The organism is Streptoalloteichus hindustanus (genome assembly GCF_900129375.1).
Taxonomy (GTDB): domain Bacteria; phylum Actinomycetota; class Actinomycetes; order Mycobacteriales; family Pseudonocardiaceae; genus Streptoalloteichus; species Streptoalloteichus hindustanus.
Genome location: NZ_FQVN01000003.1, coordinates 626,853 through 649,275 on the forward strand (window position 1 = coordinate 626,853; position 22,423 = coordinate 649,275).

Genomic DNA, 22,423 nt, shown 5'->3' on the forward strand with positions numbered 1-22,423 from the left:
TCCTACTCGTAGGGGTCGGCCGGGGCGGCGACCGGGCGGGCCGACTCGACCGTGAGGGTCGGGGTGTGGTCGGCGGAGGTCCGGCCGCTGCCCGGCACGACGCGGCCGACCACCTCCAGCCAGGTGTCCGGCGAGTACGCGGCGAGCTCGGCGTCCCTGCCCGCGAGGACGATGGTGCGGGGCGAGGCGTCGGCCGCGCAGCAGCGGATCACCATCCGGGCCAGCACCCGCCGGCCGTCGTCGCGCCGCACCAGGAAGCCGGTGATCTTGATCGTGCGGTTGTCCAGCGTGCCCGAGTCGTCCCACACGGTGCGCGTGACGACCTCGCCGATCGGCATCGGGATCGCCTCGCCCTCGGGCAGGGGCGGGAACACCGCGCTGCCCCTGGCCTCCTGCCGCGTGCCGGGGTCGTTGCCGGCGCCCGCGCGGTTGACCGCGTCGGCGCCGAGCGCCGGCGGCGCGACGAGGAAGATCGCCAGCACCGGGAGGAGCAGGAGCCACGGGCTGCGCGGCTCCCGGTGCCCGTGGTCATGACCGTGCCCCTGCCCGTGGCCGTCCGCGGTCGGGTGGGGCTCCCCAGCCGTCGCGCGCTCCTCGTGCGCCGCCCCGGCCTCCTGCCCGTGCTCCCCGCCGTCGGCGCAGGCCGGGGCGGGCACGGCGCCGCCGGTCCTGGCCGCGCGCAGGTCCCGCACGATCGCCACGACCGCCAGCGCCACCATGACGACGCCGGTCGCCACCAGCCACGGCAGCAGGCCGGGCTTGACGTAACGCAGGTAGGTGCCGTTCCACGCGATCTTCAGCAGGGCGCCGCCGAGCAGCGCCAGCACCAGGTTCTGCGTCTCCCGCCTCATCGGGCGCCTCCCAGGACGAGCAGGCCGGTGACGACCGCGCACACCACGGCCACCAGGAAGGTCAGGGGGGCGAAGCGCACGGCGAAGGCGCGGCCGAACGTGCCGGCCTGCAACGCCACCAGCTTCACGTCGACGGCCGGCCCGACGACCAGGAACACCAGTCGGGGCAGCAGCGGCAGGGCCGACAGCGAGGCGGCGACGAACGCGTCGGCCTCGCTGCACAGCGCGAGCACGACCGCGAGCAGCGCCATCACGATCACGCCGAGCACGAGCTGCCCGCCCAGCGAGGTCAGCCAGGCCGCCGGCACGGCGACGTTGAGCACGGCGGCGGTGAGGCCGCCCAGGACCAGGAAGCCGCCGGCCTCCACCAGGTCGTGCCGCGCCGTCTCGGCGAAGACCGCCCACCGGGAGGCGCCGGGGCGGGGGGTGATCCGGCGCAACGCCCGCTCGGCGATCCACTCGGCCCGGCCGAGCCTGGCCCACAGCCAGCCGGTCACCACGGCCGTGGCGAGCGAGGCGAGGAACCGGGCGAGCACCATCATCGGCTCGCCGGGGAAGGCGACCGCCGTGGCCACCAGCACGATCGGGTTCACCGCGGGGGCGGCGAGCAGGAACGCCAGCGCCACGGCCGGGGGCACGCCCTGCTGCATCAGCCGGCGGGCCACGGGCACGGAGGCGCACTCGCACCCCGGCAGCGCGAGTCCGGCCACGCCGGCCACGCCGACCGCAGCCGCCGTGTTGCGGGGCAACACCCGCCGCAGCAGGCTGGCCGGCACGAACGCGGCGATCAGCCCGCTGATCAGCACGCCGAGCACGAGGAACGGCATCGCCTGCACGCAGACCGCGACGAACACGGTCGAGCCGGTCCGGACGGCCGGCGCGTCGAACGCGCTGACCAACTGGTCCTGCGCGAGCATCGCGACGAGCAGGAGCACGCAGAGCACGACCAGGGAGTCGATCCGGCCGCGCCGCGCGGGCGCGCTCGTCGGCTCACCGTCCGTCGTCGGGGTGGTCGTCACCCGGACCATGCTGCCAGTTCGCTACCGATAACCGTTACGGGTATCCATCACAGCGACGAACCCGCTGCTCAGCGTGCCGATCGCGCGCGAGCCGGCCTCGGCGGTGGGACCGGCCGCGCCGCGTCGAGCCGGCGCGGCACAGCGCGGCGTGGCCGGTCCCACCGGGGGTCACCGCTACTGGCCGGCCGCCTCGCTCAGCAGCTCCGAGCGGAGCTGGGAGGCGGTCGAGACGACGAGCATCAGCAGCGTGCTCAACGCCGCCGGGCTCAGGCCCTCCGCGGGGAACGCGTACCGCAGCAGCACGTCCATGCCGCGCTCCTCGCGGACCACGCCGAGCGTGCCGAACAGGCCCTGCCCCGCCCGCTCGGCGGCGGACTGCGCCAGCCGGTCGTCGGAGGGCAGGTCCCAGGCCACCACGCAGGTCAGGCTGAGCACGACCAGGCCCTCGGCGAGCTGCATCGCCTGCACGGCGCACGGCACCTCGCCGTGCCGGAAGCTGAGCGCCCCGTCGTCGTCGACGCGCACGTCGTGGTAGAGCTCCAGCGCCTCCCGCGCCGCCGCGAGCAGGCGGGCTGTGGTGCTGGCCTCCTGGCTGGTCGCCGCGCCGCGGGTCGCCCCGCCGTGAGCCGCCTCGCCGCGGGCCGTCTCGCCGCGGGCCGTCTCGTCGTGGGTCATCGCGTTCCTCCCCCGGTCCGTCCGGCGTCCTCGGCCCCGGCGACCGCGTCGACCGCGCCGCCGAACCGGCGGTCCCGCCGGGCGTAGGTCTCACAGGCCTCCCAGAACCTGACCCGGTCGAAGTCCGGGAAGAGCACGTCCTGGAACACCATCTCCGCGTAGGCGGACTGCCAGATCAGGAAGTTCGAGGTGCGCTGCTCGCCGGAGGGCCGGATGAACAGGTCCACGTCCGGCATGTCCGGCTCGTCCAGGTACCTGGCCAGCATCTTCTCGTCGACCCGCTCGGGGTTGATCTTCCCGGCGGCGGCCAGCCTGGCGATCTCCTTGGCCGCGTCCGCGATCTCCGCGCGCCCGCCGTAGTTGACGCACATGGTGAGGGTCAGCACGTCGTTGTTCTTCGTGCGCTCCTCGGCGACCTCGAGCTCCTTCACGACGCTGCGCCACAGCCTGGGGTGCCGGCCGGCCCAGCGCACCCGCACGCCGAGCTCGTCGAACTGGTCGACGCGGCGGTGGATCACGTCCCGGTTGAAGCCCATCAGGAAGCGCACCTCGTCCGGGCTGCGCTTCCAGTTCTCGGTGGAGAACGCGTACAGGGACAGCCACTTCACGCCCAGCTCGATCGCGCCCTGCAGCACGTCGAGGACCACGGCCTCGCCGCGGCGGTGCCCCTCGGTGCGCGGCAGCCCCCGCTGGTTGGCCCACCGCCCGTTGCCGTCCATCACCAGGGCGACGTGCCGGGGTACCAGCTCCGGGGGGATGGCCGGGGGCCTGGCCCCCGAGGGGTGCGGGTCGGGTGGCCGGACGCTCGGATCTCCGCGCCCGCGCAGCCGACGTCGCAACATCTGGTCCTCCTGGCGTCGCTCTCGTGCCGTGGCGGACCTATCAGACCATGTCGGCCGACGGCGTCCGATCACCGGTGGCGACGTGGTCGACGGGCCGTCGCCCGCCCGTCGCGACGGCGCGCCGCTCCACCAGCGGCAACGACCGGAGCTGCCGCTCCATGTGCCACTGGAGGTGCGCGGCCACCAGGCCGCTGCCCTCCCGGCGGGCGGGCTGGCCGGCGGCCTCGGCGGTCTCCCAGTCGCCGTGCAGCAGCGCGTCGAGCAGGCGCAGGGTCTCGTGCGTGGGCTTGGCCGAACCGGCGGGGCGGCACCCCGGGCACACGGACCCGCCGGCCGGCACGCTGAACGACCGGTGCGGTCCGGGCAGGCCGCAGCGGGCGCACTCCGCCAACGCGGGCGCCCACCCGGCGAAGGCCATCGCCCGCAGCAGGAAGGCGTCCAGCACCAGCGAGGGGTCGCGCTCCCGGTCGGCCAACGCCCGCAACGCGCCGACGACGAGCAGGTAGAGCCGCAGCACCGGCTCGCCCTCGTCGAGCGTGAGGCGGTCGGCGGTCTCCAGGACGGCGCAGGCCGCGGTGTAGTGGGAGTAGTCGGCGACCAACCCCGCGCCGAAGGCGTCCAGCGTCTGCACCTGCGTCACGACGTCGAGGGTGCGGCCGGTGTAGAACTGCGCGTCGACGTGCCCGAAGGGCTCCAGGCGCGCCCCGAAGCGCGAGGTGGTGCGCCGCACCCCCTTGGCGACGGCGCGCACCTTCCCGTGCCGGCGGGTCAGCAGGGTGATGATCCGGTCGGCCTCACCGAGCTTCTGCACGCGCAGCACGACGCCGGTGTCCCGGTACAGGCTCACCCGTCCATCCTGTCACCCGTCCCCGCTGGTCAGACGCGCAGGGCCAGGAACGGCGACACCGGGATGTTCCGGATCACCCACCAGACGAGCAGCACGCCGAGCACCGCCATCGGCGCCCACCGGTGGTGCTGCCAGGAGCGCCGGGGCCGCCGGTCCAGCCGGGCCCGCAGCCAGGCGACCCACGTCCAGGCGAGCAGCGGCAGGGCGGCCAGGGCGACCGCGTTGTAGTGCGCGGCGGCCAGGAGGTCGCCGTGCAGCAGGCTGTAGGTCATGCGCAGCGCCCCGCAGCCGGGGCAGACCAGGCCGAGCCACGCCTTGGTGGGGCAGGTGGGCAGGGGGTTGCCGGGGGCGGTCGGGTCGGCCCACAGCACCACCCCGCAGCCGACGGCCGCCAGCGCGGCCACGCCCAGCGGCGGGGCCAGGGCGGTGAGCCGGGAGAGCGGGCCGCCGCGCCGGTCGGCGCGGCGGCCCGCCCCACACCCGGGAGCCGGGCTCGGGGCGCCCGGCGGGGGAATCCCGGTCACGCTCGGTTCCCGCTCAGTAGCGGCTGGAGGAGACCGCGGTCGCGATCACGACGACGTAGAAGATGATGATCGCGACGATCAGGATGCCCTGCACGATCGCCGACCACATGGCGAACTTCTTGGCGTCGTCGGCGGCCTTGCGGGCCTCGTCGTACTGGCCCTGCGCCCACAGGTTGTTGACCTGGTTGGCCTTGACGATCGAGACCACGCCCAGCGGGAGGCAGCACAGGATCGTGGTCAGGATGCCCCACATCAGGTTGTTGTCGGGCGGGGTGGCCGGCGGGTAGCCCGGCTGGGCGCCGTAGGGGGCCTGGCCGTACCCGGGCTGCTGCTGGTAGCCACCGGGCGGCGTGCCGGGGCCGGGCTGGCCGTACTGGCCGGGCTGCTGGCCGTAGGGGCCCGGCTGCTGGCCATAGGGGTTAGTCACACAAACTCCCGGATGACGTGCGGTCGAGGGAATGCCGCCGCCGGCGACGCCGTCGACAAGCGGCGGACAATGTACCGAACGGGTGAACACGCGCGGGTGGAAACCGGGAAATCCCACCGGAACGCACGCCGGGAACCGCCGACGAGCCTCAGAAACCCAGCCGGCGGAGCTGTTTCGGGTCCCGCTGCCAGTCCTTGGCCACCTTCACGTGCAGGTCGAGGTAGATGCGGCAGCCGAGCAGCTTCTCGATGTGCCGGCGCGCGGTGCCCCCGACCTGGCGCAGGCGTTCCCCGCCCCGACCGATGATGATCGGTTTCTGGCTGGGCCGCTCGATGTAGATGTTGGCGTGCACGTCGAGGAGGTCCGCGCGGTCCTCTCTGGGCAGCATCTCCTCGACCACCACCGCGATCGAGTGCGGCAGCTCGTCGCGGACGCCCTCCAGCGCCGCCTCGCGGATCAGCTCGGCCACCAGGGTGGCCTCCGGCTCGTCGGTCAGCTCGCCGTCCGGGTAGAGCGGCTGGCCGTGCGGCAGGCGGTCGACCAGCAGGTCGGCAAGCACGTTGACCTGGAACCCGTCCACGGCGGACACCGGGACCAGGTCGGCGAACGCCATCACCTGCTGCAGCGCCAGGAGCTGCTCGGCGACCCGCTCCCTGGGCACCAGGTCAGTCTTGGTCACGATCCCCACCACCGGGGTGCGCTGGGCGACCTTCTCCAGCTCGGCGGCGATGAACTTGTCGCCGGGGCCGACCTTCTGGTCGGCCGGCACGCAGAACCCGACCACGTCCACCTCGGACCAGGTCTCCCGGACCAGGTCGTTGAGCCGCTGGCCGAGCAGGGTGCGCGGTCGGTGCAGGCCCGGCGTGTCGACGATCACGAGCTGGGCGTCCGGGCGGTGCACGATGCCCCGGATGGTGTGCCGAGTGGTCTGCGGCTTGCTGGAGGTGATCGCCACCTTGGTGCCGACCAGGGCGTTGGTCAGCGTCGACTTGCCGGCGTTGGGCCGGCCGACGAAGCAGGCGAACCCGGACCGGTACCCCTCAGGCGTGCTGGTCATCCGTCCATTGTCGCCGCTGCCGTCACGACCGCTGCGCCGGTGGGGTGACGCGGTGCAGTTCGAGCGCGTCGGGGAGGGGCGCGCGGGCGGGCCCGCCGGCGGCCAGCCACCGCTCCAGGTCGTCCAGCACGGCGTCGTCGAGCACGAACCCGAGCCACACCGGTTTCGCCCCGGCGGCGTGCACGACGAGGAGGTTCGAGTGCTCGCACGCGTCGAGGCAGTCCGAGGTCCGCACCTCGACCCGGGTCCGGACGGACGCGGCCAGCGCCCGCAGCCGCTGGAGCTGCCACTCGTGGTCGACCTCGGGGTGTTTCCGTCGCGTACCGCAACAACAACCACGGCAGACCGTCACCCGAACCGGTTTTTCCGACACGACGCGCCAGCCTAACGACGAGAAACGCCCCCGCACGACACCGCACGTTCCGACAAGAACCCGTCAATCGCGCTGGGTCAGCCCGCCCCGAGAGCACCCCGTGCCTCTGTTTTCGTCCAAAACAGTGTTACTGGGGGGAACCCCTGATTCCAGGGTGGCGCGAAAAAAGTGCGGCGCGCAAGACACCGTCCTGGTGGTTTCCCCGACCTGATCAGGTCGTGACCGGGAAATCCTGCGGCCGCAGCGGACGAGCACGCCGCATCGACCGATCCCGCGAGAACCGGCCGGCCAGGGAGCACGCTCCCCGCGACAGCGACGAACCCGCCGCCACGGGGAGCGCGGAACCAGGTCAGCTGACGACGTCCAGCACCTTGCCGGCGGTGTCGGCCCGCAGCACCGGCGCGTCGCCGGTCAGGTCGCGCACGGCCGCCAGGGACGCGCCGTCCACCTCGTCGGCCTCGGTCACCACCGCCGCGGCCTCCAGGCCCTCCGCGCCGCTGGCCACCGCGGCGGCGACCGCCGCCTGCAACGCGGTCAGCCGCAGCGACGGCAGCGCCACGGTGCACGCGGCGTAGGTGCGGCCGTCGGTGTCCCGCACGGCGGCGCCCTCCGCGGCGCCGGTGCGGGCGCGGGCCGATCGGGCCAGCGTGACGATCTTGGCGTCCTCCGGGTCCACAGCGGTCGGCTCAGCCACGGCTGTCGCCCCCCTCCTCCTGGTCGGTGCGGTCGGGTCGGGTCCCGCCGTCCTGGCGTGCGGCCGGCGCCCCGGCGCGGCGCACCAACACCGTGGTGATCCGCATCCGGCCCCGGCTGTCCTTGCCGCCCTCGGCGCGCAGCCTCAGGCCGGCGATCTCGGCCTCCGCGCCGGGCAGCGGCACCCGCCCGAGGCGCTGGGCGAGCAGGCCGCCCACGGTCTCCACGTCCTGGTGGTCGAGCTCGAGGTCGAACACCGCGCCGAGGTCCTCCACGGCCAGCCGGGCGCTGACCCGCACCGAGCCGTCGTCCAGCCGCTCCACCGGGGGGCGCTCGGCGAGGTCGTACTCGTCGGTGATCTCCCCGACGATCTCCTCCAGGATGTCCTCGATGGTGAGCAGGCCGGCCGTGCCGCCGTACTCGTCGACGACGATGGCCAGGTGGTTGCGGGAGAGCTGCATCTCCCTGAGCAGCTCGTCCAGCCGCTTGGAGTCGGGGACGAAGCTCGCGGGGCGCATCAGCTCGCCCACCGTCGGCCCGCGCTCCCGGAGCTGGTCGAACCCGCCGAACTCGACGGCCACCCGCACGAGGTCCTTGAGGTTGACCACGCCGACGACGTCGTCGACGGTCTCGCCGATCACCGGGATGCGGGAGAACCCGGTGCGCAGGCACAGCGCGAGCGCCTGCCGCACCGACTTGCCCTGCTCGATCCACACCAGCTCGGTCCGCGGGACCATCACCTCGCGGGCGATGGTGTCCCCCAGCTCGAACACCGAGTGGATCATCTCGCGCTCGCCGGCGGCGACCACGCCCCGCTCCTGCGCCATGTCGACCAGCTCGCGCAGCTCGACCTCGGAGGAGAACGGGCCCTCGCGGAAACCGCGGCCCGGGGTGATGGCGTTGCCGACGAGGATCAGCAGCCGGGTGAGCGGACCGAGCAGCCCGGCGAGCACCCGCACCGGCCCGGCCGCGATGAGCCCCACGCCGTAGGGGTGCTGCCGGCCGACCGTGCGCGGGCCGACGCCCACCAGCACGTAGGACACGACGAGCATGGTCAGCCCGGCCACGAGCAGCGCCAGCCAGTCCGGGTCGATCCACCGCAGCGCGACCACGGTGACCAGCACGGTGGCCGCCAGCTCGCAGCCCAGCCGCAGCAGCAGGAGCAGGTTGACGTGCCGGGGCCGGTCGGCCACCACGAGCTGGAGCTGACCGGCGCCGGTGCGGCCCTGCCGGACCAGCTCGTCGACCCGGGCCCGGGAGGTGGCGCCCAGCGCCGCGTCGGCCGCCGCGAAGGCGCCCGCCGCCAGCACGAGCAGCACCGCGAGCACCAGCAACGACGTCGACCCGGTGATCACGGCCCCCGTCCTCAGCCGGTCTGGCCGCCGGGTCGGCCGGCTCCGCCCCCGGCCTCGTCCGCCCCGCCCGGCTCCGCCTCGGCCGGAGCCCCAGTGGCCGGAGCATCAGCGGCAGGGGCCTCGCCAGTCGGTGCCTCGCCGGTCGGTGCCTCGCCGGTCACGGCCTCCGGGGCCGCCGGCTCGGGGGTGAGCCCGACCGCGCCGAGCACCCGGTCGTCGGCGTCGCGCTGCGCGGCCAGGCGCTCGGCCTCGGACCGCGCGGTGCGGAAGTCGGCCAGGATGCGGTTCTGCAGGGAGAACATCTCCCGCTCCTCGGCCGGCTCCGCGTGGTCGTAGCCGAGCAGGTGCAGCACGCCGTGCACGGTGAGCAGGTGCAGCTCGTCCAGCAGCCCGTGGCCGGCCTTGCGGGCCTGCTCCCTGGCGAAGGCCGGGCACAGCACGATGTCGCCCAACAGCGCCGGCCCGAGCCCGGCGGCATCCGGCCGCCGGGCCGAGTCCAGCTCGTCCATGGGGAAGGCCATCACGTCGGTGGGGCCGGGCAGGTCCATCCACCGCTCGTGCAGGTCGGCCATCACGTCCAGGTCGACCAGCAGCACGCTCAGCTCGGCCAGCGGGCTGACGCCCATCCGGTCCAGCGCGTAGCGGGCCGCGGCCACGATCGACGCCTCGTCGACCGACACCCCGGACTCGTTGGCGATCTCGATGCTCACGTTGTCCCGTCGTTCTCGTCGCTTGCTGTGGTGCTCGCGCCCGGCCGGGTCAGCGGCCGGGCGCCGGTGGCGGCGTCCGCCGACGCCTCACGCCTGCCGGCCCCGTCGGCCGGGCGGGTGGGGCCGCCGGGACTGGCCGGCCGCGGCCGGCGTCGGCCGGTCCTGCCGACTGGCGTCCCAGCGGGCGTACGCGTCCACGATGTCCCCGACCAGCCGGTGCCGCACGACGTCCTGGCTGGTGAGCTCGGCGAAGTGGACGTCATCCACCCCGTCGAGGATCTGCTGGACCACCCGCAGCCCGGAGACCTGGCCGCTGGGCAGGTCGATCTGGGTGACGTCGCCGGTGACCACGATCTTGGAGCCGAACCCGAGCCGGGTCAGGAACATCTTCATCTGCTCGGGCGTGGTGTTCTGCGCCTCGTCGAGGATGATGAAGGCGTCGTTGAGGGTGCGCCCGCGCATGTAGGCCAGCGGGGCCACCTCGATCGTGCCGGCCTGCGTCAGCCGGGGGATCGACTCCGGGTCGACCATGTCGTGCAGCGCGTCGTAGAGCGGCCGCAGGTACGGGTCGATCTTCTCGTAGAGGGTGCCCGGCAGGTAGCCCAGCCGCTCCCCCGCCTCGACCGCCGGTCGGGTGAGGATGATCCGGGTCACCTGCTTGGCCTGCAGCGCCTGCACCGCCTTGGCCATGGCCAGGTAGGTCTTGCCGGTGCCGGCGGGTCCGATGCCGAAGACGACGGTGTGCTCGTCGATGGCGTCGACGTAGTGCTTCTGGTTGAGCGTCTTGGGGCGGATGGTGCGCCCGCGCCGGGACAGGATGTCCAGGCTGAGCACCTCCGCCGGCGACTCCTCGGCGCCGGCCGACAGCATCGACACCGTGCGGCGCACGGCGTCCGGGCCGACGTCCTGCCCGCGGTTGGCCAGCGTGACCAGCTCGGCGAACACGCGTTCGGCGAAGGCCACGTCGGCCGGCTGCCCGGTCAGCGTGATCTCGTTCCCCCGCACGTGCACGTCGGCCGCCAGCAGCTCCTCGGCCGTTCGCAGGTTCTCGTCCCGCGAGCCGAGCAGCGCCAGCACCGCGCTGTCGGGAACGGCGATCCTCGACTGCGTCGCCTCCCCCGGGGTCACGCCCCCGGGGCCTGCGTTCTGCGTTCCGTTGCGGCCTGCTCCAGATCGGGCGGCTCCACCCGGCGCGGTCCCCGCCACCAGCTCTCGGGCCTGCTTTCTGCGCGTTCGCGCTGCGATCGGTACTCGGTGCCCCTTGATGCTAGACCGCGACGGGGCGCCCGCCCCAGCGACATTGGCGCGGGCGGGCGCGAGGCCGACCGGGACGGCTCAGCCGACCTGGGCCAGTCCGCCCAGCGGCTCGCCGCCGAGGACGTGCAGGTGGGCGTGGAAGACGGTCTGCCCGGCGTCCCGCCCGGTGTTGAACAGCAGCCGGTAGCCGCTGGCGGCCACGCCCTCGCGCTCGGCCACCGCCGCGCCCGCGCGCATCACCTCGACCAGCAGGTCGGGGTCGGCGGCGGCCAGCGCGGCGGCGTTGGGGTGGTGCGCCCTGGGCACGACGAGGACGTGCGTCGGGGCCTGCGGGTGGATGTCGCGGAAGGAGACCGTGAGCTCGTTGGAGTGCACGATCGTCGCGGGGATCTCACCGGCGACGATCCGGCAGAACAGGCAGTCGGACGCGCTCGCGCTCATGAGCGCAGGCTAGTGCGTCCCGGTGGCGGCCGGGGCTGCGGGATCTTGCTCGGTGAACACCCGGTCGAGGTAGTCGTCGAGGACGGCGACCAGGACGTCGTTGTCGTACTGGTCGGGCCGCAGCAAGGCGTGCACGGCGAGCCCGTCGACCAGCCCCTGCAGGGCCCTGGACTCCCGCTTCGGGTCCAGGCCCGGCCGCAGCACCCCGACCTTCCCGGCCCAGTCGAAGATCCGCTCGTACCCCTCGACCGCCTCGCCGTTGATCCTGCGCTCGACCTCGCGCAGCGAGGCGTCGACCCGGGACCTGTCGACGAACGACAGCCAGACGGCGATCTCGGCCCTGCGCTGCTCGTCCAGCGGGAGCAGCTCCAGTGCGATGGCCCGCATCACCCTCCTGGGACCGTGCTTGACGTCGACCCGCTGCTGGATGCGGGCGACGACCTTGTCGGCCGCCAGCTCCGCCGCGAAGGTGACCAGGGCGTCCTGGGTGGGGAAGTAGTGCCGCAACGACCCGGTGGACCAGCCCGCCTCGGTCGCGACCGTGCGCACGGACGCGTGCTCGACGCCGTCGCGCAGGACGATGCGCCACACGGCCTCCGCGAGTTCCTTGCGGCGTTCATCGTGGTCCACGACCTTCGGCATGGTTTCTTTCTAACACATTCGTGTTGCCAACCACCGGGGCCGCGTGCTATCCAGGACCCGTAAATAACACGACCGTGTTGAAACAGGGGGGGCGTCGTGTTCCTGGCCGTCGTCATCGGCTGCGAGGTCGGCTTCTGGGTGCTGCTGCTCGCCGGACTGCTCACCCGCTACCTGCTCAGGGCGCCGCGGGTCGGCGCGGCCCTGCTGCTGCTCGCCGCCGGCACCCAGGTCGTCCTGCTCGTCACCGGGGCCGTCGACCTGGCCGGCGGCAGCACCGCGTCGATCGCCCACGTCATCGCGGCCGTGGCGGTCGCCATCGCCGCGGTCTCGGGCCGCCACCACCTGCACACCGCCGACCGCTGGGTCCGCCGCAGGCTGGGCCGCGACCAGGAGGCCCCGGCGCCCCCGCTCCCGCCGCGCGCCCACGCCCGCCAGAAGCGCCGCGACTTCGCCCTCCGCGCCGCGGAGTGGGCGGTCGCCATGGCCCTGCTCACCGGCGGCGCGGCCCTCGCCGACTTCGACCAGGCCCGCTCGGCCGCCCTCTTCGGCGGCATGGCCATCTGGACCGTCGTCCTGGTGGTCGACCTCGTCGAGGCCCTCATCCCCACCATCAAGCTCGCCCTCACCCGCTGACCCACGGACCCGTCTCCACCCCGGGAAGCCGCCCCACCCCCTCCGGCCATCGAGGGCAGTCGCCCTCAACTCCAGCGAGAATCACAACGGTCCAGAGGACTCGGAGATCACCGCTACCCCAGCAAAGCGGTCTGTCCGAGCCCAGAACTGTCCGAGCCCAGAGAAGACCGCAACAAACCCCGCCACACCCGCAAGTCAGGACGGCCGTGCAGCACCGCCGATCCCGAAACCGAGTGAAGATCGCTCGCCGCCCGACGAACAGCGACGTACGCGGTAATGGCGACGACACACTGCCCGACACGAAGCGCAACACACCCACGTGCCGGTCCAACTTCTTGTTGTCTCGCAACCTTCTTGACGTCTGGCACCACTGACATCCCAGGATGAGCAAGGATCACGGCACCAACTCGCGTCCACAGTGGACGGAGCCGAGCAACGAGCCCCTCTCAGCTCAGGGTCGCGTACCAGCACGGACACCTCGATGCGCCACGAATCTCCACCAGCAGTCCGACTCTCCTGACGCGTCGAGAAAAGCAGGGACGGCGAGTCGTATCCGCATCGAGCCGCGCGAAGCGCCGGCCCCGCGAGCCATCGGAAATCCCAAAGGGACTGGCGCAGCCGCGAGGGCCGCAGGCCCGAAGCGACCAGAAGAACGAAGAGGCTGGTGAAAACGAGAAGAAGCCCGGTGCCAGGGCGAGGAGCTCGCACCGTGGGGGGTTGGGGGGCTCGGCCCCAAAAAGGAAATGAGGAACACCGGGAAGGCGTGCCCGCCGACATGCCGAGGCGCCGCGACGGGGCCTGGGGGTCACCCCGCCGCGGCGCGGATCCGCCGGACCGAGGGGGGAGGTGTCCAGCGGTCCTTCGGGTGCCCGTCACCCGAGGCTCTGCGCCGGTGGGACCGGGCCGGCGGCCGGGTCACCGGCCGGGTCGACGAGGCGCCGTCGACCGGGTTGGCCGGGAACGCGGGCCGCGCGGGTGATCGGACCTGGTTCCACCGTTGGCAACAGAGCGTAGCCCCTGTTCCGTGACGCGCGCCACGCCGTCCGCCCTGATCAGAGCATCATCAGGCCATCGAGGACCGCGAGGACGCCGCCGGGCGACCGGCCCCGGCGCGGGGGTGGACCGTGGGTCGCCGGACGCCACCCTGCCGCTGCCTCAAGGCCCCCACCTGGGGGTGAGCACACCGAGCGCGCCCAACGCGACGGCGGCCGCGGTGGAGGCGCGGAGCACGGTCGGGCCGAGTCGGACCGGCTGGGCGCCGGCCTCGGCGAGGACGGCGAGCTCGTCGTCGGTGATGCCGCCCTCGGGCCCGACAACGAGAACGAGGTCACCCTGCGTAGGCAGGTCGGCGGTGGTGATGGGCGCGGTGGCGGACTCGTGGAGCACGAGCGCGCCGGCGGCCTCCCGCACCAGGGCGGCGAGCTGCTTCGTGCTCACCGGCTCGGTGACCTCGGGCAGGCGGGCGCGCCGGGCCTGTTTGCCGGCCTCCCTGGCGGTGCTGCGCCAGCGGGCGAGCGCCTTCGCGCCTCGGGGTCCCTCGTCCCAGCGCGCCACGCAGCGCGCGGCCCGCCACGGTCGGACGACGTCCACGCCGGCCTCGGTGGCGAGTTCGACGGCGAGTTCGCCGCGGTCGCCCTTGACCAGGGCCTGGGCGAGCACGACCCGCGGCTGGGGCGCGGGCTCGGTCCAGCTCTCCCGCACGTCCAGCCGCAGCGAGTCGCGGTCGGCCTCGCTCACCACGCAGCGGGTGAGCCCGCCCCGCCCGTCGGAGAGCAGGAGCTCCTCCCCGGGGCGGAGGCGGCGCACCGTGGCCGCGTGCCGGCCCTCCGGGCCGTCCAGCACGGCGTGCGCGCCGGCCGGCAGCGCGTCGACCAGGAAGACCGGCAATGTCGACATATCGACCGGTCCGGGTCAGCGGCCGCGCAGCCGGGAGAACAGCCCGCCGCCCCGCGACTTCCCGTTCGCGGTCACCTCGGGCTGCTCCTCGCCGCGCAGCGCCGCCAGCTCGCGCAGCAGCTCGGTCTGCCGCGCGTCGAGCTTCGTCGGCACCACGACCTCCACGTGGACGTGCAGGTCGCCCCGGCCGTCGACCCGGCCGGAGGAGCGCAGCCGCGGCATGCCCCTGCCGGTCAGCAGCAGCTCGGCGCCGGGCTGCGTGCCCGGGTCGAGCTGGAGCTCCTCGGCGCCGTCCAGCGTCTCCAGCGGCAGCGTCGCGCCCAGGGCGGCCGAGGTCATCGGGACCCGCAGCCGGCAGTGCAGGTCGGCGCCCTCCCTGGTGAACATCTCGTGTGGCAGCTCCTCGACCTCGACGTAGAGGTCGCCGGCCGGGCCGCCGCCCGGGCCGACCTCGCCCTGGCTGGCCAGCCGGACCCGCATCCCGTCGCCGACCCCGGCCGGGATCTTGACGTTGATGGTGCGCCGGGACCGCACCCGGCCGTCGCCCTGGCACTGCCGGCACGGCTCGGGGATGACCTCGCCGTAGCCGCGGCAGACGGGGCAGGGCCGGGCGGTGACCACCTGGCCGAGGAAGGACCGCTGCACCGACTGCACCTCGCCGCGGCCGCCGCAGGTGTCGCAGGAGACCGGGCTGGAGCCCTCCGAGCAGCCGGAGCCGGAGCAGGTGTCGCACAGCACCGCCGTGTCGACGGTGATCTCCTTGCTGACGCCGAAGGCGCACTCCTCCAGGGTCAGCTCCAGCCGGATCAACGCGTCCGCGCCCGGCTGCACCCGGCTGCGCGGGCCGCGCCCGGCGGTGCCGCCGAAGAAGGCGTCCATGATGTCGCCGAGGCCGAAGCCGGAGAACGGGTCGCGCATGCCCGCGCCGCCGCCCATGCCGCCGCCCGGCTCCAGCGGGTCGCCGCCCAGGTCGACGATCTGCCGCTTCTTCGGGTCCGACAGGACCTCGTAGGCGGCCGACACCTCCTTGAACCGGTCCTGGGCGTCCGGCGACGGGTTCACGTCGGGGTGCAGCTCGCGCGCCAGCTTCCGGTAGGCGCGCTTGATCTCCTCGGGCGTGGCGTCGCGCCCCACCCCGAGCGTGCCGTAGTAGTCCCTCGCCACGTTCCAGTCCTCCTGCCGCACCCGACCGCGTGGTGCGGCGCGTCCGAATCCGTCAACCCGCCGGGCGCTACCGCCCGGCGAGGATCTCCCCCACGTACGCGGCGACCGCGTGCACGGCCGCCATGGTTCCCGGATAGTCCATCCGGGTCGGTCCGACGACCCCCATCCCGCCCAGGACGTCGCCGGAACGCCCGTAGCCGATGGAGACCACCGAGGTGCTGCGCAGGTCCTCGGCCTCGTTCTCCCCGCCGATGCGGACGACCACGTGGGCGGCGTCGCGCGCGGCGGCGAGCAGCTTGAGCACCACGACCTGCTCCTCCAACGCCTCCAGCACCTGCCGCAGCGAGTGCGGGAAGTCGGCGGCGTTGCGGGTCAGGTTGGCGGTGCCGCCCAGCACCAGGCGCTCCTCCGGGTGCTCGACGAGCGACTCGATGAGCACGGTGCACACCCTGGTCATGGCGTCCCGCAGCTCGGCCGGCGCCTGGTCGGGTAGCTCGGAGACGCGCGCGGAGGCCTCGGCCAGCCGCTGCCCGACCATGGCGGCGTTGAGCGAGGTGCGCAGCCGGGCCACGTCCTCCTCGCTCACCACGTCCCCGAGGTCGGCGATCTTCTGGTCCACCCGGCCGGTGTCGGTGATCAGCACCAGCATCAGCCGGGCCGGCGTGATCATCACCACCTCCAGGTGGCGGACCGTCGAGCGGGTCAGCGTCGGGTACTGCACGACGGCGACCTGCCGGGTGAGCTGGGCCAGCAGCCGCACGCTGCGCCGCAGCACGTCGTCGAGGTCCAGCGCGCCGTCCAGGAAGGACTGGATCGCGCGGCGCTCCGCCGACGACAGCGGCTTGAGCTGGCTGAGCCGGTCGACGAAGACCCGGTAGCCCTTGTCGGTGGGCACCCGGCCGGCACTGGTGTGCGGCTGGGTGATGTAGCCCTCCTCCTCCAGCGCGGCCATGTCGTTGCGGACGGTGGCGCTGGACACGCCGAGGTTGTGCCGCTCGACGATGGCCTTCGAGCCCACGGGCTCGTGTGAGGAGACGTAGTCGGCGACGATGGCTCGCAGCACCTCGAAGCGCCGCTCCTCGGCGTTCACCCGCGTCACCTCCCCGCGCACCGTAGCCGTTCGGACCTACCGGCCAGTCTAGTGAGCCGCGCGGACCCCGGACCGCGTTCGCGTGGCCGCCGCCACCTGAGCCGCCCGGGGGAACCCCGGGACGGTGGTGACGGTGGGTGTCGGACCCGGACCGCGTCGTGGCCGCCGCGCTGCCTCTACGCTTCACCGGCGACGGGGTCGTTCGGCGGCCCGCCGACGGGGAGGGGTCGCCAGCCAGTGATCTTCAAGGACGTGCGGGACGGCCGCCCCTACCCCGAGCACGGGCTCTCCGCGCGGGACTGGACGCGCATCCCGCCCCGCCAGGTCCGGCTGGACCAGCTGGTCACCACCAAGAAGGTGCTGGAGCTGGACCGGCTGCTCAGCTCCGACTCCACGTTCTTCGGCGACCTGTTCCCGCACGCGGTGGCCTGGCGCGGCGAGCTGTTCCTGGAGGACGGGCTGCACCGGGCGGTCCGCGCCGCGCTCCAGCAACGCCTGGTCATCCACGTGCGCGTCCTGGAGCTCGACGCCCTCCAACCGGGCGGGGCGCCCGCCGCGCCGGTCGAGTGACCGGCCGGCTCCGCCGACGTCCCGCCGCCGCGCGGCAGAACCGGCGCGGCGGCGGGGACGTCATCCCGCTCAGCCCTCCTCGTCGAAGAAGGCGTCGCCCACCTCGTCGATGACCTCGCCGGCGATCATGCCGCCGACGAAGCCCGCCGCCGCACCGGCCACGACGGCCCCGGCGCCCATCCCGCCCCGCCGGTGGCGGTGCTGCTCCGGGTGCCCGTGGTGGCTCCCGTGGCCGTACGGGTCGTGGCCCGGGTGCCCGTGGCCCGCGAACCCGTGGTGGGCCGCCCCGTGCCGGGACGCGACCTGCTCCAGCCAGGCGTGCAGGTGGGCGGACCAGTCCACGGTCAGCGCCTCCTCGTGCGAGGCGTGGAACCGGCCGAAGGCGTCGCCGCCGGAGTGGAACATCCCACCCCGCTTGTCGGCCTCCAGCACGACGTCGAGGCCGCCGGCACCGGTGACGAGGGTGAGCTCCACCTCGTTGATCCGCCCCGCGTACTGGCCGGGCGGGAAGAACTCGATCTCCTGGTAGAACGGCAGCTGCTGGGCGACGCCGTGCAGGTGCCCCATCTCCAGGTCGGCGCGGCGGAACTGGAAGCCGAGCTGCCCGAAGGCGTCCAGCACCCGGTCCTGCGCGGGCAGCGGGTGGACGAACACCGGGTCCATGTCGCCCTTGTCGACGGCCTTGGCCACCGCCAGCTCCGTGCGCAGGCCCACCGTCATCCCGTGCAGGTGGTGGCCGGAGACCGTGGTGATCGGGGTCTCCCACGGCAGCGGGATCTGGAACGGGATCGCCCGCGCCTCGCGCGCGGCCAGCTGGAAGCGGCCGGAGACGACGGCGCGGTGGAACTCGACCACGCCCTCCCGCTCCCGGTCGCCGTGCTCCCGCTCGACGCGGGTGACCAGGCCGAGCGCGATGTGCTCGATGTCGACCTCGTGGTCGCCGCCCTGGACGCGCACCTCCCCGGTGAGCAGCTCGCCGGGCCGGACGTTCGGGTTGGGCAGCACGGTGTCGACGGTCGGCCCGCCCACACCGAACGCGCGCAACATCCGTTTGAAGACCACCGATGTACTCCTCACTCCACTGCGCATCACGCCACGGGGGCCGGCGCCAGCGCCGGAGGGGCTGGCGCGTCGCGCCCTGACCTGTCGGCCCCGGAACGCCGCGACGGGCGCGCCGTTCCGCCAGATCAACTGACGTCGGCGGCGAGGAGTTCCCGGCATCCCGTCAACATCACGACAATCCGCCCACCGGCCGCCGGCCGTCCGGCCCTCCCTGCCCCGCCGGGGGGAGGGCGCGGACCGCCGGCGTCGGGGTCAGGGCAGCAGCCGGCGGACGAGCGCGTCGGCGAGGAGCCGGCCGGGGCGGGTCAGGACGCACCGACCGGCGGCGAGGGCGTCCGGGTCGAGCAGGCCGTCGCGGGCGGCCTGGCCGGCCTCGGCGACGCCCTCCTCGGCCAGGGCCGCGAGCGGCAGGCCCTCGGCCAGCCGCAGCTCCAGCAGGACCCGCTCCTCGTACCGCTCGACGTCACCGAGCACCTCGCGCCCGGCCGCGGGCGAGGTCCCCTCGGCGAGCAGCGCCGCGTAGCGCGCGGGGTGCTTGACGTTCCACCACCGGACGCCGCCCACGTGGCTGTGCGCGCCGGGGCCGGCGCCCCACCAGTCGCCGCCCAGCCAGTAGCCGAGGTTGTGCCGGCAGCGGGCGGCGGTGGAGGCGGCCCAGTTGGACACCTCGTACCACCCCAGTCCGGCGGCGGTCAGGGTGTCGTCGACCAGCTCGTACCGGTCGGCCAGCACGTCGTCGTCCGGGGCGGGCAGCTCGCCGCGGTGGACCCGGCGGGCCAGGGCCGTGCCCTCCTCCAAGATCAGCGAGTACGCCGAGACGTGGTCGACGCCGGCGGCCAGCACCGCGTCGAGCGAGGCCCGCAGGTCGTCCTCGGTCTCCCCGGGCGTCCCGTAGATCAGGTCCAGGTTGAGGTGCTCGAAGCCGGCCGCGGCCGCCTCCCTGGCCGCGGCGGCCGCCCGGCCGGGGGTGTGCTTCCGGTCGAGCACGGCCAGCACGTGCCGCGCGGCCGACTGCATGCCGAGCGAGACCCGGGTGTAGCCGGCGTCGCGGATGCCGGCGAAGAACTCGGGCGAGGTGGACTCGGGGTTGGCCTCGGTGGTCACCTCGGCGTCCGGCGCCAGGCCGAACGCGGACCGGACGGCGTCGAGCACGGCGGCCAGCCCGTCCGCGCCGAGCAGCGACGGGGTGCCGCCGCCGACGAACACGGTGTCGGCGGCCGGCGGGGCGCCGAGCACGCGCGCGGCCAGGTCGAGCTCGCGCCGCAGCCCCTCCATCCAGGACTGCGGTGAGGCCGACGAGCCGAGCTCACCGGGCGTGTACGTGTTGAAGTCGCAATACCCGCATCGGGTAGCGCAGAAGGGTACGTGGACATACACCCCGAACGGCCTGTTTCCGAGGCCGGCGAGGGCGGGGGTCGGCAGTGCGCCGTTCGGCGGAGCCGGGTCGCCCGGCGGGAGTGTAGAGGGCACACGACCAGTGTCCCAGCATCCGAACGGTGCTAGACGACCCCTGGACCCGGTGGCACTCTGACCCCCGTGAACGCTCTCGACACTCGCCTCGTGGCCCGCCGCCACATCGACTACCGGCGGGTGTCCAGCGCAATGTGCCGGCGGACGGGTTAACCCGCCGCCGCGCGTCCACATCACCACCAGCCGGCGCCGGGAGCGTCGGCTGGAGCAAGTCCCATGAGCCATGCGCCCAGGGGAACCACGCCGCCGCCCGGTGCCAGGAGTCTCCGGAGGTCGCCAGATGGTTCCCCCTACGACGGCAGCGCCGGCCCGCGTGAGGCGCCGTCGCGGCGAGGGCCAGTGGGCGCTCGGCTACCGCGAACCGCTCAACCCGAACGAGCGCACGAAGAAGGACGACGACGGGCTCAACGTCCGCGCCCGGATCGAGACGATCTACGCCCAGCAGGGCTTCGACTCGATCGACCCCGCCGACCTGCGGGGACGTTTCCGCTGGTGGGGGCTGTACACGCAGCGCCGCCCCGGGATCGACGGCGGGCGGACCGCCGTGCTGGCCCCCGAGGAGCTGGACGACCGCTACTTCATGCTGCGCGTCCGGGTCGACGGCGGGCAGCTCACCACCGAGCAGCTGCGCGTGGTCGGGGAGCTCTCCCAGACCTACGCGCGGGACACCGCCGACATCACCGACCGGCAGAACATCCAGTACCACTGGATCCGGATCGAGGACGTGCCGGCGATCTGGGAGCGCCTGGAGGCGGTGGGCCTGTCCACCACCGAGGCGTGCGGCGACACCCCCCGCGTGGTGCTGGGCTCCCCGGTGGCCGGCATCGCCGAGGACGAGGTCCTCGACGGCACCCCGGCCATCAGGGAGATCACCCGCCGCTACATCGGTGACCCGGCGTTCTCCAACCTGCCGCGCAAGTTCAAGACCGCGATCTCCGGGCTGCAGGACGTCGCGCACGAGGTGAACGACGTGTCGTTCGTCGGCGTGCGCCACCCCGAGCACGGGCCGGGCTTCGACGTGTGGGTGGGCGGTGGCCTGTCCACCAACCCGATGATCGCCCAGCGGCTGGGCGCGTGGGTGCCGCTGGCCGAGGTGCCCGAGGTGTGGGCCGGGATCATCGGGATCTTCCGGGACTACGGCTACCGCCGGCTGCGGCACCGGGCGCGGATCAAGTTCCTGGTCGGCGACTGGGGCGTCGCGCGGTTCCGCGAGGTGCTGGAGACCGAGTACCTGGGCCGGCCGCTGCTGGACGGGCCGGCGCCGGAGGTCCCGGCCTCGCCGCCGGACCACGTGGGCGTGCACCGGCAGAAGGACGGGCGCTACTTCGTCGGCGTGGCCCCGGTCGCCGGGCGGGTCTCCGGCTCGACCCTGGTCGCGGTGGCCAAGGCGGTGGAGCGGGTCGGCTCCCGCCGGGTCCGGTTCACCGCGCAGCAGAAGCTGGTGGTGCTCGACGTCAACAAGTCCGATGTGGACGGTCTGACCGAGGAGCTGGCGACCCTGGGCCTGGTCGCCGAGCCCTCGCCGTGGCGGCGCGCGACCATGGCCTGCACCGGCATCGAGTTCTGCAAGCTCGCGATCGTCGAGACCAAGGCGCGCGCGGCCACCCTCGTCGAGGAGCTGGAGCGCCGGCTGGCCGACGTCAACGCCACCCTGGACCCGCCGGTGAGCGTGCACCTCAACGGCTGCCCGAACTCCTGCGCCCGGGTGCAGGTCGCCGACATCGGGCTGAAGGGCCAGATCGTCACCGACGCCGGGGGCGACCAGGTGGAGGGCTTCCAGGTGCACCTGGGCGGCGGGCTCGGCCTGGACGCCGGGTTCGGCCGCAAGCTGCGCGGCCTGAAGGTCACCGCCGACGAGCTGCCCGACTACGTGGAGCGGGTCGTGCGCCGGTTCGCGGCGCAGCGCGCCGAGGACGAGCGGTTCGCCCAGTGGGTCGCCAGGGCCGAGGAGGACGACCTGCGATGAGCGAGCGCGCCACCCCCTACTACTGCCCCTACTGCGGCGACGAGGACCTGCGGCCGGAACCGGAACCCCACGGCGCGTGGCGGTGCGCCGCCTGCCGCCGCGTGTTCGCCGTGAAGCTGGTCGGCCTGGTCACGACGGAGGTGTCCGGATGATCACCCCACCCGAGAGCGACCTGCGGCGGCTGGCCGAGCGCGCCGGCCACGAGCTGGCCGACGCCTCCGCCGAGGAGGTGCTGGCCTGGACCGCGGCCACGTTCGGCGACCGCTGGATCGTGGCCTCCAACTTCCAGGACGCGGTGCTGGTCGACCTGGCCGTGCGCGCGCGGCCCGGCGTCCCGGTGCTGTTCCTGGAGACCGGCTACCACTTCGCCGAGACCGTCGGCACCCGGGACGCGGTGGCCACCGTGTACGACGTGCCGATCGTCAACGCGCTGCCGGACCGGACGGTGGCCGAGCAGGACGCGGCCGAGGGGCCGCGCCTGTACGAGCGCGACCCGGACCGCTGTTGCTTCCTGCGCAAGGTGATCCCGTTGCGGCGGACGCTGGCCGGCTACGACGCCTGGGTCACCGGCGTGCGCAGGGTCGACGCGCCGACCAGGGCGAACACCCCGGTCGTCACGTGGGACGAGCGCAACGGGCTGGTGAAGGTCAACCCGTTGGCCGCGTGGAGCGACGAGGACCTGGACGCCTACGTCGAGCGGCACAACGTGCTGGTCAACCCGCTGGTGTCCGCCGGATACCCGTCGATCGGCTGCGCCCCGTGCACCGCGAAGCCGGCGCCGGGCGCCGACCCGCGCAGCGGGCGCTGGGCGGGCCGGGCCAAGACCGAGTGCGGCCTGCACGGCTGAGAGTGAGAGGGG

The 22,423-nt window shown here is 73.9% G+C and carries 25 protein-coding genes and 1 pseudogene; 6 read left to right on the forward strand and 20 right to left on the reverse strand.

The genetic code is table 11. The features are described 5' to 3' along the window. Window positions 1–2 precede the first annotated feature (2 nt). The 15 genes and pseudogenes from BUE43_RS12040 to BUE43_RS12110 form a co-directional block, all read right to left on the reverse strand. Window positions 3–851, reverse strand: a complete 849-nt coding sequence (locus tag BUE43_RS12040; RefSeq protein WP_073482165.1) for a TIGR03943 family putative permease subunit — start codon at window positions 849–851, stop codon at window positions 3–5. Further along, the gene (locus BUE43_RS12045) at window positions 848–1,870 is read right to left on the reverse strand and encodes a permease (protein WP_234995672.1); all 1,023 of its coding nucleotides are present in this window, start codon (window positions 1,868–1,870) and stop codon (window positions 848–850) included. The genes BUE43_RS12040 and BUE43_RS12045 overlap by 4 nt, the downstream gene beginning before the upstream one ends. A 174-nt stretch (window positions 1,871–2,044) precedes the next feature. Beyond that, window positions 2,045–2,545, reverse strand: a complete 501-nt coding sequence (locus BUE43_RS12050) for a YbjN domain-containing protein (RefSeq protein ID WP_234995673.1) — start codon at window positions 2,543–2,545, stop codon at window positions 2,045–2,047. Continuing rightward, the gene (locus BUE43_RS12055) at window positions 2,542–3,387 is read right to left on the reverse strand and encodes an isoprenyl transferase (RefSeq protein ID WP_073482169.1); all 846 of its coding nucleotides are present in this window, start codon (window positions 3,385–3,387) and stop codon (window positions 2,542–2,544) included. The genes BUE43_RS12050 and BUE43_RS12055 overlap by 4 nt, the downstream gene beginning before the upstream one ends. 40 nt (window positions 3,388–3,427) lie before the next feature. Then, complete coding sequence (gene recO / locus BUE43_RS12060) at window positions 3,428–4,234, reverse strand: DNA repair protein RecO (RefSeq protein ID WP_073482171.1); 807 nt, start codon at window positions 4,232–4,234, stop codon at window positions 3,428–3,430. Between the two features lie 29 nt (window positions 4,235–4,263). Then, a complete protein-coding gene (locus BUE43_RS12065) occupies window positions 4,264–4,758 on the reverse strand; it encodes a DUF2752 domain-containing protein (protein ID WP_234995674.1) in 495 nt (164 codons plus the stop codon). A gap of 13 nt (window positions 4,759–4,771) precedes the next feature. Continuing rightward, window positions 4,772–5,185, reverse strand: coding sequence for a CD225/dispanin family protein (locus BUE43_RS35105; protein WP_073482173.1), 414 nt, complete (start codon window positions 5,183–5,185; stop codon window positions 4,772–4,774). 148 nt (window positions 5,186–5,333) lie between these two features. Then, on the reverse strand, window positions 5,334–6,242 hold the full coding sequence (era, locus tag BUE43_RS12075) for a GTPase Era (protein WP_073482175.1): 909 nt from the start codon (window positions 6,240–6,242) through the stop codon (window positions 5,334–5,336). Window positions 6,243–6,264: 22 nt separating this feature from the next. Continuing rightward, a complete protein-coding gene (locus BUE43_RS12080) occupies window positions 6,265–6,615 on the reverse strand; it encodes a (2Fe-2S) ferredoxin domain-containing protein (RefSeq protein WP_143174102.1) in 351 nt (116 codons plus the stop codon). Between the two features lie 349 nt (window positions 6,616–6,964). Further along, window positions 6,965–7,309 carry a cytidine deaminase gene (locus tag BUE43_RS12085; RefSeq protein ID WP_073482179.1) on the reverse strand — a complete coding sequence of 115 codons (345 nt, stop codon included), beginning with the start codon at window positions 7,307–7,309 and terminating at the stop codon, window positions 6,965–6,967. Continuing rightward, entirely contained in the window at window positions 7,302–8,660 is a 1,359-nt protein-coding gene (locus BUE43_RS12090) for a hemolysin family protein (protein WP_073482714.1), read from the reverse strand. The genes BUE43_RS12085 and BUE43_RS12090 overlap by 8 nt, the downstream gene beginning before the upstream one ends. Window positions 8,661–8,851: 191 nt before the next feature. Beyond that, window positions 8,852–9,373 (reverse strand): annotated as a pseudogene (gene ybeY / locus BUE43_RS12095) (rRNA maturation RNase YbeY); the annotation flags it as partial. A gap of 87 nt (window positions 9,374–9,460) precedes the next feature. Further along, window positions 9,461–10,579, reverse strand: coding sequence for a PhoH family protein (locus BUE43_RS12100; protein ID WP_083959583.1), 1,119 nt, complete (start codon window positions 10,577–10,579; stop codon window positions 9,461–9,463). Between the two features lie 129 nt (window positions 10,580–10,708). Beyond that, window positions 10,709–11,071 carry a histidine triad nucleotide-binding protein gene (locus BUE43_RS12105; RefSeq protein ID WP_073482183.1) on the reverse strand — a complete coding sequence of 121 codons (363 nt, stop codon included), beginning with the start codon at window positions 11,069–11,071 and terminating at the stop codon, window positions 10,709–10,711. 9 nt (window positions 11,072–11,080) lie between these two features. After that, complete coding sequence (locus BUE43_RS12110) at window positions 11,081–11,713, reverse strand: TetR/AcrR family transcriptional regulator (RefSeq protein WP_073482185.1); 633 nt, start codon at window positions 11,711–11,713, stop codon at window positions 11,081–11,083. Between the two features lie 96 nt (window positions 11,714–11,809). On the opposite strand from BUE43_RS12110, the gene BUE43_RS12115 reads away from it, so the two are divergent. Then, window positions 11,810–12,346 carry a hypothetical protein gene (locus BUE43_RS12115; RefSeq protein WP_083959584.1) on the forward strand — a complete coding sequence of 179 codons (537 nt, stop codon included), beginning with the start codon at window positions 11,810–11,812 and terminating at the stop codon, window positions 12,344–12,346. A 1,155-nt stretch (window positions 12,347–13,501) separates the two neighbouring features. Here BUE43_RS12115 and BUE43_RS12120 read toward each other — a convergent pair. The 3 genes from BUE43_RS12120 to hrcA all read right to left on the reverse strand — a co-directional run bounded on the left by BUE43_RS12120 (window position 13,502) and on the right by hrcA (window position 16,496). Next, on the reverse strand, window positions 13,502–14,242 hold the full coding sequence (locus tag BUE43_RS12120; RefSeq protein WP_073482187.1) for a 16S rRNA (uracil(1498)-N(3))-methyltransferase: 741 nt from the start codon (window positions 14,240–14,242) through the stop codon (window positions 13,502–13,504). A gap of 15 nt (window positions 14,243–14,257) precedes the next feature. Next, entirely contained in the window at window positions 14,258–15,406 is a 1,149-nt protein-coding gene (gene dnaJ / locus BUE43_RS12125; protein ID WP_073482717.1) for a molecular chaperone DnaJ, read from the reverse strand. 67 nt (window positions 15,407–15,473) lie between these two features. Continuing rightward, the gene (gene hrcA, locus BUE43_RS12130) at window positions 15,474–16,496 is read right to left on the reverse strand and encodes a heat-inducible transcriptional repressor HrcA (RefSeq protein WP_073482189.1); all 1,023 of its coding nucleotides are present in this window, start codon (window positions 16,494–16,496) and stop codon (window positions 15,474–15,476) included. A gap of 237 nt (window positions 16,497–16,733) precedes the next feature. Between hrcA and BUE43_RS12135 the strand changes: the two genes are divergently transcribed. Further along, on the forward strand, window positions 16,734–17,066 hold the full coding sequence (locus BUE43_RS12135) for a type II toxin-antitoxin system VapB family antitoxin (protein WP_073482191.1): 333 nt from the start codon (window positions 16,734–16,736) through the stop codon (window positions 17,064–17,066). Between the two features lie 69 nt (window positions 17,067–17,135). On the opposite strand, the gene BUE43_RS12140 is transcribed toward BUE43_RS12135, so the two are convergent. Further along, window positions 17,136–18,128, reverse strand: a complete 993-nt coding sequence (locus tag BUE43_RS12140) for a sporulation protein (RefSeq protein WP_073482193.1) — start codon at window positions 18,126–18,128, stop codon at window positions 17,136–17,138. 252 nt (window positions 18,129–18,380) lie between these two features. Further along, complete coding sequence (hemW, locus tag BUE43_RS12145; protein WP_073482195.1) at window positions 18,381–19,598, reverse strand: radical SAM family heme chaperone HemW; 1,218 nt, start codon at window positions 19,596–19,598, stop codon at window positions 18,381–18,383. Window positions 19,599–19,664: 66 nt separating this feature from the next. On the opposite strand from hemW, the gene BUE43_RS35960 reads away from it, so the two are divergent. The 4 genes from BUE43_RS35960 to BUE43_RS12160 all read left to right on the forward strand — a co-directional run bounded on the left by BUE43_RS35960 (window position 19,665) and on the right by BUE43_RS12160 (window position 22,411). Next, window positions 19,665–19,751: a putative leader peptide gene (locus BUE43_RS35960; protein ID WP_407697118.1), complete on the forward strand. Its 87-nt coding sequence runs from the start codon at window positions 19,665–19,667 to the stop codon at window positions 19,749–19,751. 127 nt (window positions 19,752–19,878) lie between these two features. Next, window positions 19,879–21,564, forward strand: a complete 1,686-nt coding sequence (locus BUE43_RS12150; RefSeq protein WP_073482198.1) for a nitrite/sulfite reductase — start codon at window positions 19,879–19,881, stop codon at window positions 21,562–21,564. Next, the gene (locus tag BUE43_RS12155) at window positions 21,561–21,716 is read left to right on the forward strand and encodes an Insertion element protein (protein WP_073482200.1); all 156 of its coding nucleotides are present in this window, start codon (window positions 21,561–21,563) and stop codon (window positions 21,714–21,716) included. Before BUE43_RS12150 ends, BUE43_RS12155 begins: the two co-directional genes overlap by 4 nt. Then, entirely contained in the window at window positions 21,713–22,411 is a 699-nt protein-coding gene (locus BUE43_RS12160; protein WP_073482201.1) for a phosphoadenylyl-sulfate reductase, read from the forward strand. Before BUE43_RS12155 ends, BUE43_RS12160 begins: the two co-directional genes overlap by 4 nt. Window positions 22,412–22,423: the final 12 nt, after the last annotated feature.